Raw genomic sequence first — 12,136 nt, 5'->3', positions numbered from 1 at the left:
ACTTATAAATTTACTCAAGTCTTAAGATATATATGGCAATACCTATTATTGTTGGTAAATAAATCTAAAATATATATCTATGCTTATTAAGGTGTGATGATGGTCAAATTTTAATTTTTCCTTGGGGTATAGAATGCGCCTGCTTTCTAAGCAAAACGACGTAAACTGGTTTCTTGATTATTTGTAACGGAGTTGTATATGAAAAAGAAATCAAAAATCATGGCACACATTCGTAGGACTCGGCACATCATGATGCCGTCTCACCGTGACTACTTTGACTACTCTTTCTTTACCCAATCGACATCTCATCTGTAACGAGTGCTTTAGGCTGCTTGCCAGCTAAAGATTCGTCCTATACCTGCTTTCCTCATGTTGAGGTATTAAGGCATATTCATTGATTTTTCACGCCCTTTGGCGTGATGTGAGATCATGTTGGTTTTGCCTGCTCTTACCGTAACTGAGCGAATTTTCAGGTATGCCCAAGAAAAAATATCATTATTAAGCAAAAGAATATTCACAGATTCTTAGGCTGAGGCTCTCCATTATTTCTATCTCAGCCTTTGTTACTGCAATATTTATTTTGCTGAGCGATTTCCTGCACGCTAAAAATAATTTGGCTTGGGATTCGTTTATTCAAAAAAATAAGAAAGGCTAAATATGAATTCATTAAAAATTGCTACGAGTTTATCGGTTCGCTCTTGCTTCACGACTCAACGTGAAGTGGTGGATGTACTGAAAACCGACTTCTGTGACATTGGTGCGGCGGTGGTTTCCGTCGAAGACGTACAAAACGGCATCATAGATAAAATGAATGCGACCGGTTTGAAACTGCCGATCTTTGTTGCTGTGTGCTGCGAAGACCAATTTCCAGATGATTTTTGCGCAGACATTACCGGGGTATTTGAGCTGTGTGATGCCAAAGTGGAGTTCTACGGTAAGCAAGTGGAAACTGCCGTGCGTCGTTATCAAGAAAGCCTGTTGCCACCTTTCTTTGGCACATTGAAAAAATACGTGGACATGGGTAACTCGACCTTTGCTTGCCCAGGCCATCAAGGCGGTCAGTTCTTCCGTAAGCACCCGGTTGGTCGCCAGTTCTTTGATTTCTTTGGTGAAACCTTGTTCCGCTCGGATATGTGTAACGCAGACGTGCGTTTGGGCGACTTGCTGATCCATGAAGGCGCCCCGCATGATGCACAGGCTTACGCGGCGAAAGTATACAACGCAGATAAAACCTACTTTGTACTCAACGGCACATCGGCCTCCAACAAAGTGGTGTGTAACGCGCTGCTGACACCGGGAGATCTGGTGCTGTTTGATCGCAACAACCATAAATCCAACCACCATGGTGCGTTAATTCAAGCAGGCGCGACACCGGTTTACTTAGAAACGGCTCGTAACCCATTCGGTTTTATCGGCGGGATTGATGCGCACTGCTTTAACGAATCTTACCTACGTGATGCGGTACGTAATGTGGATCCAAGCCGCGCGGAAGCGAAACGCCCATTCCGTCTTGCCATCATTCAGCTTGGAACTTACGACGGTACGATTTACAACGCGCGTCAGGTGGTGGATCGCATCGGTCATTTGTGTGACTACATCCTGTTTGACTCTGCATGGGTGGGCTATGAACAGTTCATTCCCATGATGAAAGACTGCTCACCACTTCTTCTCGATCTGAAGCCTGAAGATCCGGGCATCATCGTGACTCAGTCCGTGCATAAACAGCAGGCGGGTTTCTCGCAAACTTCGCAAATCCACAAGAAAGATCACCACATCAAAGGTCAAGAGCGTTACTGCAACCATAAACGCTTTAACAACGCCTTTATGCTGCACGCCTCAACCAGCCCATTCTACCCGTTGTTTGCGGCGCTCGATGTGAACGCCAAGATGCACGAAGGGGACAGTGGCCGCTACCTATGGCGCGAAGCGGTGAAAACCGGTATCGAAGCCCGTAAGCTGCTGATGAAAAAATGCAAATACATCAAACCGTTCATCCCTCCAATGATCGAAGGTAAACCTTGGCAATCTCACCCCACCGAGCACATTGCCGATGATTTGCGTTTCTTTGAATTTGAACCGGGGCAGAAATGGCATGCGTTTGAAGGTTACGAACATGGTCAGTATTTCGTTGACCCTTGTAAGTTCCTGCTGACCACACCGGGGATTGACCCAGAAACCGGCGAATACGAGCACTTTGGTATTCCGGCCACCATACTGGCCAACTTCCTGCGTGAGAACAACATCATCCCAGAGAAGTGCGATTTGAACTCGATCCTCTTTTTGCTCACCCCAGCCGAAGATATGGCGAAGATGCAGCATTTAGTGGCACAAATTGCTCGTTTTGAACGCTTGATTGAAGAAGATGCACCACTGAGCGAAGTATTGCCGAACGTGTACCGCGCGAATCGCGAACGCTACAAAGGCTACACCATCCGTCAGTTGTGTCAGGAAATGCACGATCTGTATGTCAGCCATGATGTGAAACAGCTGCAAAAAGAGATGTTCCGCGCGCGTTATTTCCCACGTGCGGTAATGAACCCACAAGAAGCGAACTTGGCCTTTGTACGTGGTCAGGTTGAGCTAGTCCCACTGCGTGAAGTGGAAGGCCATATCGCCGCTGAAGGCGCACTGCCTTACCCTCCAGGTGTGTTGTGTGTGGTTCCGGGAGAAATATGGGGCGGTTCAGTACAGCGTTACTTCCTCGCTCTGGAAGAAGGGATCAACTTGCTGCCGGGTTTTGCGCCTGAATTGCAAGGGGTGTATCTGGAGCCGACAGGCGAGGGACGAGTGCAAGCCATGGGCTATGTACTGAAACGTTAATCGGGGCATCGGGGCAGATGTTTCTGCCCCGATGACAACACGAAAAGACCCATAGAAGGGGAATATCATGAGTAAATCCAATAACAAAATTGGTGTAGTGCAACTCACCATTCTGACTATCGTAAACATGATGGGGTCGGGCATCATTATGCTCCCGACTCAGCTTGCCCAAGTCGGCACCATTTCTATCTTATCTTGGTTAGTCACTGCCGCGGGTTCAACTGCCTTGGCGTTTGCCTTTGCAAAATGCGGTATGTTCAGTAAAAAATCCGGTGGTATGGGTGGTTACGCCGAATACGCGTTTGGCCGCAGTGGCAACTTTATGGCCAACTATACCTATGCGGTTTCCTTGCTGATAGCCAACGTGGCGATTGCCATTTCCGCTGTCGGCTATGCCGATGTGCTGTTTGGTTTTCATCTCACTCCGATTGAAACCTGTATCGCGACGATCTTGGTATTGTGGGTAGCCACTGTAGCTAACTTTGGCGGTGCACGTATTACTGGCCAAGTTTCCAGCGTCACCGTTTGGGGCATCATCATTCCGGTGATTGGGGTATCCATCATCGGCTGGTACTGGTTTGATTTTGACTTGTATCGCTCAGCATGGAACCCACATGGTTTGCCATTCTTCCAAGCACTTGGTGGCTCAATTGCGATGACATTGTGGGCATTCTTAGGTTTGGAATCGGCGTGTGCTAATGCTGATGCGGTAGAAAACCCAGAGAAAAACGTACCCATCGCGGTCATGGGCGGTACCTTAGGGGCTGCGGTGATTTACATCATCTCAACCAACGTGATTGCTGGGATTGTGCCAAACGCGGATCTGGCCAACTCGAACGCACCATTTGGTCTGGCTTTCGCACAGATGTTTAACCCAACCATGGGCGCGATTGTCATGGCGTGTGCGATCGTGTCTTGTACCGGTTCACTGCTTGGCTGGCAATTTACCATTGCGCAAGTGTTTAAAGCCTCGGCCGATGAAGGTTTCTTCCCTAAATTGTTCTCTAAAGTGACCAAAGCCGATGCCCCTGTGCTAGGTATGTTGACCATCGTCTCGATTCAAACGGTGTTGAGTTTGATGACTATCAGCCCATCACTCAATAAGCAGTTTGAGGCGTTAGTGAATTTGGCGGTCGTGACCAATATTATTCCGTACATCCTCTCTATGGCCGCGCTAGGCGTGATGCAAAAGCAGCTCAATGTGCCTGTCAGCCAAGCGAAAGTGGCCAACGTGATGGCCTTTATTGGTGCGATGTACAGCTTCTATGCGTTGTACAGTTCAGGTGAAACTGCGGTCATGCTCGGTTCGATTGCGACCTTCTTCGGTTGGGTGCTGTACGGTGCGATCTCTCGCTCACAGCTCAATACACCCATGAAACACGCCTGATCGGGTTTAAAGCTTAAGCTATCAGGTCAACAGCGCAGCGAGTCTGCGCTGTTTTTCTATCCGCGCGGTTTTCTCTCTGATGCTTCTGTTTCATCGACTTTTCTTGCTCAAAAGCGGTGATATTCAAAACAAGTTTGTCCGTAACGCTTTTCACCGCTCGTTGAACTGACTACACTAGGCGGCGTTTCAGAATCGTCTGAAGCACAACAATATTCTCAGGGCGGGGCGAAATTCCCCACCGGTGGTATGCCGCAAGGCGAGCCCACGAGCGCTCGATTCGTCGAGGTCAGCAGATCTGGTGAGAAGCCAGAGCCGACGGTTACAGTCCGGATGAGAGAGAATGACAAACACACTGAATCTCAAGGTGCGGCGTTGCTACATCTTTCGGTTTTCAGTGCTTTTCGTTTTGGATTTTGATCCCTCATAAGCCCTGATTCTGGTCATTTTTTGGAGTATTACCATGAATCAGTCCTCATTACTTGCCGAATTCGGCGACCCAATGACTCGTGTAGAAAACGCACTGCAAGCCTTACGTGAAGGGCGTGGTGTGCTGCTGCTTGATGATGAAGATCGCGAAAACGAAGGCGATATTATCTACGCAGTAGAATCTCTTACTACAGCGCAAATGGCGCTGATGATCCGTGAATGCAGCGGCATCGTCTGTTTGTGTCTGACTGAAGCGCAAGCCGATCGCTTAGCCCTACCGCCTATGGTGGTGAACAACAATAGTGCGAACCAAACGGCTTTTACGGTATCGATTGAAGCCAAACACGGTGTGACCACGGGGGTTTCGGCGCAAGATCGCGTCACCACCATCAAAACCGCCGCCAACCCACAAGCGAAGCCGGAAGATTTGGCACGCCCCGGCCATGTATTCCCACTGCGTGCTCGTGCGGGCGGGGTATTGGCGCGTCGTGGTCATACTGAAGGTACGGTTGATTTGATGCAGATGGCGGGCTTGCAGCCAGCGGGTGTGTTATGCGAACTGACCAACCCAGATGGCAGCATGGCAAAAACGCCAGAAATCATCGAGTTTGGCAAACTGCACAATATGCCCGTGTTGACCATTGAAGATATGGTGCAATACCGCATTCAGTTTGATCTGAAACTGGCTTAAGCGAAGAAAAAACAGCCCTGACGAACAGATTCATCAGGGCTGTTAATGATTGATGAGGGCAGGAATTACCAACCCGCTTCTTGGTGATCAATCTCGTTATGGATCAGCGTGACACACTGTGAAGCAAACAGCATTTTTGGCCCAAGGCTGATTTTTTCTACCCCGAGACGCTTCATCGAGTTACCGCTCTTTTTCGGCATCGGGATATGGTCGGTCAGAATAAAACACGGGTTCGGGCCAATCTTAATATCACGAATGGAATCGCCTTTTTTATCCATCATGTACAGCGAATGATGCTCTGCCAACTCACCGAGTAGCGCTTCAAAACTGATAGTGCGCACGGTCAATCCCGGCTGAACCACACGGGTTTGTTCTTTGCCCATACCAACAGAGGCATCCAGCGCTTTCACCAATAGGGCAATCAACGCCGCTTCATGGAACCCGCCCACATCACTGATTTCATTGGCTTCGACGGTGATGGTGCGTGAATAATCGCGCGTACTTTCCAATACCAGATGAATCACCACATCTTCACGATGCGACTGCGCGGTAAACAGGCTGTTCATCATGCAGTGTGCCAAAATTTCGGTATGGCATTTGCCACCAATTTCGTCCAGTAGGCGTTGGCTATCGGTCGGTGCAGAGCGAGCTCGAAGGATAAAACTGCGCATGGTATTTCTCATTCGTTGTCATTTAAAGTGCGGTATTGTCGCTAAGCGCGCCGAACTTGACCAGTCTTTTATGCTGCCGTATTGCGAGAGCCGTGACTCGCCGATTTATTCGATGACGCCCTGCTCAAAATAACGCTTACTGAACTCAATAAACCGCTTTAAGCGCACTGGTTGATATTTGTCTTTATGGTAGATAAGGGAAAACTCAACGCTTGGGATATGCCAATCCTGAAACACTTCGACCAATTCACCGCGGGCGATCTCTTGGTGGCAGTAGAAAGTGGGTACGCGAATGATGCCGTTATGCGCCAATGCCGCTCGAACTAACACTCGGCCGTTTTTACACTGTAAATCTCCATCGACAGGCACATCGAGAGTTTGCTTCGTCTCTTTGTGTTGGTAGCTCCAACGTTTTACCGAACCCGTTAAGCAGCGATGATCGGTGAGTTGCTTGGGATGTTGAGGTTGACCACACTGCGTAAAGTACGTGGGGCTTGCGAGCGTGCTCATACGGATTTCGGTGAGTTTACGCGCCACAAAGCTGGCATCTTCTAATTTGCCCATCCGAAATGCTACGTCAAAGCCTTCTTCAATCAAATCAACGCGATGACTACTGAAATCGAGGTGAATACGTACATCGGGGTTTTCCTGCATAAAAGCACTGCAAATGTCGGCAATCAACTCTTCCCCAATATGCCCGCCCACACTGTTGATGCGTAGCTCACCGCGCGCTTCTTGCACATCATCTACAGCGGCTAACACGGCTTGTTCAATACTGCTCAGGGCTTGTTCACATTGACGATAGAAGATCTCTCCTGCATCCGTGAGTGAAAGGCTGCGTGTGGTACGGATGACAAGAGTGACGCCCATGCTGTTCTCTAACTGGTTCAGTTGGCGTGAAACATGTGAGCGAGAAACCTCCAGCTCTTCCGCGGCTTTAGTGAAATTGCCGAGTTTGGCAATCAGTACAAAGGCGCGAATGTCGGCCAGATTGAGTTGGCTAAGTTGCATTGAGAGTCCTTTTATTTGTCATCATATGGCAACAGTTTGTGAACCTGTCGACTATATATCAACAATCTGCTTTCGCCTAGACTGCACGCATGGCAACGAACTCCTGTGTTCAGGAGACTTTTCTCAGAATCAATGAGGTAATCCTATGAAATCATTAGTCGTTATTACAGGTGCAAGTTCTGGTATTGGTGAAGCTATCGCACGCCGTTTCAGTGAAGCGGGTCATCCACTGCTGTTGGTGGCACGCCGTGTGGAGCGTTTAGAAGCGCTGAACCTGCCCAACACACTGTGTGAAAAAGTGGATGTGACAGAGGCCGCGACCTTAGTGGCTGCGATTGCGAAAGCCGAAGCGCTGTATGGCCCTGCGGATCTACTGGTGAACAATGCCGGTGTCATGCTGCTTGGGCAGATTGATACTCAAGAAGCGAATGAATGGAAGCGCATGTTTGATGTGAATGTGCTAGGCCTGCTCAATGGTATGCACGCTGTGTTGGCCGATATGAAAAATCGCAACCACGGTACGATCGTGAACATCAGTTCTATTGCGGGTAAGAAAACATTCCCGAATCATGCTGCTTACTGTGGAACTAAGTTTGCGGTACATGCGATTTCTGAAAACGTGCGTGAGGAAGTGGCCGCCAGCAATGTGCGCGTGACCACAATTGCTCCAGGAGCGGTAGAAACAGAGCTGCTTTCACACACCACATCAAGCGAAATTAAAGACGGCTATGACGCTTGGAAAGTGGATATGGGCGGCGTGTTGGCAGCGGATGATGTGGCGCGAGCGGTACTGTTTGCTTATCAGCAGCCACAAAGCGTGTGCATTCGTGAGATTGCGTTGGCACCGACCAAACAACAACCTTAAGTTCAATCAAAGGTTTAGAAAATAGTTATGGCGATGCGTTATCCGCATCGCTTTTTTTATGGTCGGATCCTTTGCGCAACAGCGATCTGCCCTCTACACTGATTGGTGTAGTTTCATATCAAAATAACAATGATCGGTTGGCATTTATTACGTCGTTTAAAGAGGCAGAAAGCCTCAGGGACCATTTATGAAAATTGCTAACCGAATTGTGTTATCTATGACTCTTATTGCCACCGTCGCCGTGATCGTTGCGGGAGAATGGATTGGCTGGAGTGCATCGAACCTTGCTGAAAAAGCCCTATATAATCGGGCTACTGAGCAGTTGGTCTCTGTTCGACAAACGAAAAAAAGTGAAATTGAACGCTATCTGCAACAAATCGCCGGCCAACTGATGACCTTAGCTCATATGGTGTCAACGGTTGATGCCATGAACGGGTTGAGTGAAGCGTATCAACAGTATCCCGTTGAGCAAGTACCAAGCCAATCTTTGGACAAGCTGCAAAGCTACTATGCAACGCAGTTCGGCCAAAAATACCAAAAGCTGAATGATGGACGCGATGCCGCATTTGATCGCCGTTTGCAACTGTTATCACCGATCAGTAAAGCGCTACAGTCACGCTATATTGCGGAAAATCCTAATCCACTTGGAGAGAAAGATGCTTGGCTGAGTGATGCCTTAGGAACTCGTTATGACGGTTTACATGGCAAATATCACCCAAGTTTCAAAAAATACCTTGAGCAATTCGGCTTGTATGATGTTTTCTTGATCGATAACGCTGGTAACGTTGTGTATAGCGTGTTCAAGGAACTTGATTATGCAACCAATTTAAAAACTGGCCCCTACAGAGATTCTGGGTTAGCGCGTGCCTATGTTAAAGCGGAAACCCTCGCTGACAACCAATATTATCTAGACGACTTCGCACCTTATTACCCTTCTTATGAAGCGGCGGCTTCTTTTATCGCAACCCCGATTTTCGATAATGGCCAACGGATTGGTGTGCTGGTTTTTCAAATGCCAGTTGATGAAATTAACCACATCATGACCTTTAATAATCAATGGGTTGAAAACGGATTAGGTCGAACTGGTGAAAGTTATTTAGTCGGTAGTGATGGTTTGATCCGTAGCCAACCCCGTCAATTATTGGAAGATGCTTCAGCGTTTATGAATACTCTGAACGCGATGAAGCTCAATAAAGATGCCATTAGCCAAATTCGTAACAAAGGGTTAGCCATTGGTGTCATGCCGATCCGCAGTGAAGGTGTGGATAAAGGGCTTCGGGGTGAAAGTGGTGTGGTGCACCATACAAACTCGGTGGGCATCGATATGCTAACTGCATTCAGCCCGATTCATGCGCTGGGTCAATCTTGGATATTGATTACAGAAATGCAGGCTCAAGAGGCGCTGGTTGACATTGTCGCGCTGAACCATGATGTGACAATTAAAGCCGCTCTAGCCATTGTTGTGTCTGCACTAGTGGCGGCGATCGCGGCTCTAGTTTTAGGGAAAAACATCTCTCGTCCAATTTTACGTTCAATCCGTGATGTGCAAAATATCAGCCAAAATAATGATTTAACTGGAAGGTTAGAAGAGCAAGGCAGCGATGAAATTAGGCAACTTGCGCAAGCGTTCAATCGACTTTTTGAACAGTTGCAAGAGACGATCAGCCAATTTGCTCAGGCGACGGAAAAGCTCAATTCGAACACGCAAGTTATTTCAGACAACATGACGCATGCCCGAAGTGCTGTGGCTGATCAGCATGAGCGCACGGAATCGGTAGTGACGGCAGTGAATGAAATGAGTGCATCAATTGCTGAAGTTTCGCAGTTTGCTCTGCGTGCCGCAGAATTTGTGCAAGAAGCGAACGACAAAGGCCAAACAGGTGTGGCGGTGGGGGATGAGTTGTCACGCGATATGAGTTCGATCAACCAGCAAATGGCCTCTGCGGTTGAAGCCATTGGTCGTTTGAACCATGAGAGCCAATCGATCGCATCGGTATTGGATGTGATTCAAGCGATAGCAGAACAAACCAACCTATTGGCGTTAAACGCGGCAATTGAAGCTGCGCGAGCCGGTGAACAAGGCCGTGGTTTTGCGGTGGTGGCGGATGAAGTGCGTAATCTTGCCTCCAAAACGCATACCTCTACGGAAGAGATTCGTCAAAAAATAGAACGCTTACAGCGTGAAACACAGGCTGTGGTGAGCTCGATTCAAAGTGCGAACCAGAATGTTTCTCGCGGCGTGTCATCGTGTAACAGCAACACGGATATGCTCAAACAGATCGTGGGGATGATCAATGAGCTCAATGATATGAACATCCAAATTGCAACCGCGACCGACGAACAGCGAGAAGTGACTGAAGAGATCAATACCAACATCACATCGATTTCCGATGTGTCATCGAGCGTCTCTCAACAAGTGGGACATGTGGATGAAATTGTTGGTGAGCTTGCACAGGAAGCGCAAAGCCTCAGAAAACGGGTTGGGCAGTTCCGCTATTAGTTAGTCTTTAGAAAAGCATCCCCGATTGTAAAATCGGGGATTGGCTTTTATGGCCACAGCAAATCTTCCTGCCAACGCTCGGCGAGAAAATCAATAAACTGTCTGACTAGAGGTGTTTGGTAACTGCGTGACAGATACACCGCCCAGATTGAACTGCTCGGCAGATAATAGTCCGGCAGCAACGCTTGCAGTTGTCCAGCTTGCAACAGCGGATTGGCTAAATCACAGGGTAGACGAATGATCCCCTTATGATTTAAGGCGGCGCGGCACAAGGTGCCCATATCATTGGCGCGAATATTGCCATTGACCAAAACGCTAAACTGCTCGTTATTTTTGACAAAATCCCATTTATTGCCACTGATATGCACTAAGCAGTTATGGTGTGTCAGATCTTGTGGCAGTTCGATAGGCGCATGTTGTGCCAGATATTCCTGAGTGGCACACACCACCATTCCGACTTCAAGCAAGCGGCGCGCAATCAAATTTTCATCGGGCTGCTGCGTAAAGCGCAGCGCGATATCGACGCGTTCATCGACCAATTGTGAAAAACGGTCGGAAGCTAATACATCAAAATGAACTTGTGGATGCAGGTCGGTAAAGGCGATCACCGCATCCAGCAGCATGTTTTGCGTGAGACCTATTGGTGCCGAAATACGAATGCTGCCGCGTAATGCTCCTGATTGCTCCAGTGCGCGCATTTCCAGCTCCATGGTCTGATGGAGAATTTGCTCACAGCGTTGTAGCGCCTCTTCACCGGCTGCAGTCAGGCTGACTCGGCGTGTCGTGCGATGCAACAAGCGTTGCTTAAGCCAATCCTCAATCTCTTGAACATGGCGCGATACCTGTAAGCGGCTGAGGTTTAGGTTATCCGCCGCTTGGGTAAAACTGGCGGTATTCGCGACTTCGATAAAGCTGCGCATGGCTGTTAGGCGATCCATAAGTGCTCTCATTTGCAAACTAACTAGATACAATGTACATCATTTTTGCGCATTTATCGCTCGTGATGCGACAAACTATACTTATCCTCGTTGAACACACTCATCTAAATAGATTCAAGAGGAAGGTAAAAAATGAAAGTCGCAATTCTAGGTGCATCTGGTTGGATTGGTAGTCATTTAGCTGCTGAAGCGAAAATGCGCGGACATGAAGTGGTTGCGATCGTTCGTGACCCTGCCAAAGTCACCCTCAAAGGCGTAGCGGTACAGCAACTGGACATCCTAAATCCAGAGAGCTCACTCAAATCTGTGCTCGAAGGTGTGGATGCCGTGATTGCCTCTATCGGTGGCCGTGCTGCAGGCAACCATGAAATGGTTGCGAAAACTGTGCAGCGTCTGCTCAATGAGCTGCCACAAGCTGACGTTGCTCGTTTGTTGTGGGTTGGCGGTGCCGGTTCTTTGGAAGTGGCGCCGGGCGTGAAATTAGTCACCGTTCCGGGTTTCCCAGAAGAGTACAAAGGTGAAGCTCTAGCACAAGGCGAAGCGTTGGAAGTTTTCCGCGCAAGCAACAGCGATGTGAACTGGACTTTCGTAAGCCCAGCGGCCGAAATTTTCCCTGGCGACAAACAAGGCCAATACCGTGTGGGTGGCGATCAACTGCTGACCGATAGCGAAGGCAACAGCCGTATTTCGGTGGCAGATTATGCGGTCGCGCTGATTGATGAGCTGGAATACGCAGAGCATCCTCGCCAACGCATTGGTGTAGCGTACTAATCCACATAGCTAGATTAATCATATGTTGACTCAGAAAGGTGCGTGGCATCTTTCTG

The 12,136-nt window shown here is 48.5% G+C and carries 10 protein-coding genes, 1 pseudogene and 1 riboswitch; of the genes and pseudogenes, 7 read left to right on the top strand and 4 right to left on the bottom strand.

Going from position 1 to position 12,136, the window contains the following annotated elements; genetic code table 11:
• The first annotated feature begins 198 nt into the window (after positions 1-198).
• The 3 genes from speFL (at position 199) to potE (ending at position 4,207) form a co-directional block, all read left to right on the top strand.
• Positions 199-315, top strand: coding sequence for a leader peptide SpeFL (gene speFL / locus MKA69_RS13415; RefSeq protein WP_001893294.1), 117 nt, complete (start codon positions 199-201; stop codon positions 313-315).
• A gap of 342 nt (positions 316-657) precedes the next feature.
• Entirely contained in the window at positions 658-2,820 is a 2,163-nt protein-coding gene (gene speF, locus MKA69_RS13410) for an ornithine decarboxylase SpeF (protein ID WP_305848269.1), read from the top strand.
• Positions 2,821-2,887: 67 nt separating this feature from the next.
• Positions 2,888-4,207, top strand: a complete 1,320-nt coding sequence (gene potE / locus MKA69_RS13405; RefSeq protein ID WP_000045949.1) for a putrescine-ornithine antiporter — start codon at positions 2,888-2,890, stop codon at positions 4,205-4,207.
• A 21-nt stretch (positions 4,208-4,228) separates the two neighbouring features.
• On the opposite strand, the pseudogene MKA69_RS13400 reads toward potE, so the two are convergent.
• Positions 4,229-4,361 (bottom strand): annotated as a pseudogene (locus MKA69_RS13400) (histidine kinase).
• 53 nt (positions 4,362-4,414) lie between these two features.
• A riboswitch (FMN riboswitch) is annotated at positions 4,415-4,553 on the top strand.
• A 114-nt stretch (positions 4,554-4,667) separates the two neighbouring features.
• Here MKA69_RS13400 and ribB point away from each other — a divergent pair.
• Positions 4,668-5,324 (top strand): 3,4-dihydroxy-2-butanone-4-phosphate synthase, encoded by a 657-nt coding sequence (gene ribB / locus MKA69_RS13395; RefSeq protein ID WP_044125489.1) that lies wholly within the window; start codon positions 4,668-4,670, stop codon positions 5,322-5,324.
• Positions 5,325-5,389: 65 nt separating this feature from the next.
• Here the strand turns inward: ribB and trmY are convergent, their stop codons facing one another.
• Positions 5,390-5,995, bottom strand: coding sequence for a tRNA (pseudouridine(54)-N(1))-methyltransferase TrmY (trmY, locus tag MKA69_RS13390; protein ID WP_001256106.1), 606 nt, complete (start codon positions 5,993-5,995; stop codon positions 5,390-5,392).
• 105 nt (positions 5,996-6,100) lie between these two features.
• Positions 6,101-7,006: a LysR family transcriptional regulator gene (locus tag MKA69_RS13385; RefSeq protein ID WP_305848268.1), complete on the bottom strand. Its 906-nt coding sequence runs from the start codon at positions 7,004-7,006 to the stop codon at positions 6,101-6,103.
• Positions 7,007-7,151: 145 nt separating this feature from the next.
• Between MKA69_RS13385 and MKA69_RS13380 the strand changes: the two genes are divergently transcribed.
• Together MKA69_RS13380 and MKA69_RS13375 are read left to right on the top strand one after the other, a co-directional pair.
• Positions 7,152-7,871, top strand: coding sequence for an SDR family oxidoreductase (locus tag MKA69_RS13380; RefSeq protein ID WP_055031841.1), 720 nt, complete (start codon positions 7,152-7,154; stop codon positions 7,869-7,871).
• 187 nt (positions 7,872-8,058) lie between these two features.
• Positions 8,059-10,371, top strand: a complete 2,313-nt coding sequence (locus tag MKA69_RS13375; protein ID WP_095474983.1) for a methyl-accepting chemotaxis protein — start codon at positions 8,059-8,061, stop codon at positions 10,369-10,371.
• Between the two features lie 47 nt (positions 10,372-10,418).
• Here the strand turns inward: MKA69_RS13375 and MKA69_RS13370 are convergent, their stop codons facing one another.
• Positions 10,419-11,309: a LysR family transcriptional regulator gene (locus tag MKA69_RS13370; protein WP_044125500.1), complete on the bottom strand. Its 891-nt coding sequence runs from the start codon at positions 11,307-11,309 to the stop codon at positions 10,419-10,421.
• Between the two features lie 132 nt (positions 11,310-11,441).
• Here MKA69_RS13370 and MKA69_RS13365 point away from each other — a divergent pair, with 132 nt between their 5' ends.
• Positions 11,442-12,080, top strand: a complete 639-nt coding sequence (locus MKA69_RS13365; protein ID WP_305848267.1) for an NAD(P)-dependent oxidoreductase — start codon at positions 11,442-11,444, stop codon at positions 12,078-12,080.
• The last annotated feature ends 56 nt before the right edge of the window (positions 12,081-12,136 follow it).

Origin of the sequence: Vibrio sp. AH4 (assembly GCF_030710545.1) — a bacterium.
GTDB lineage: Bacteria > Pseudomonadota > Gammaproteobacteria > Enterobacterales > Vibrionaceae > Vibrio > Vibrio metoecus.
The sequence above is the reverse complement of the archived record's forward strand: the minus strand, read 5'-3'. Positions and strand labels throughout refer to the sequence as shown.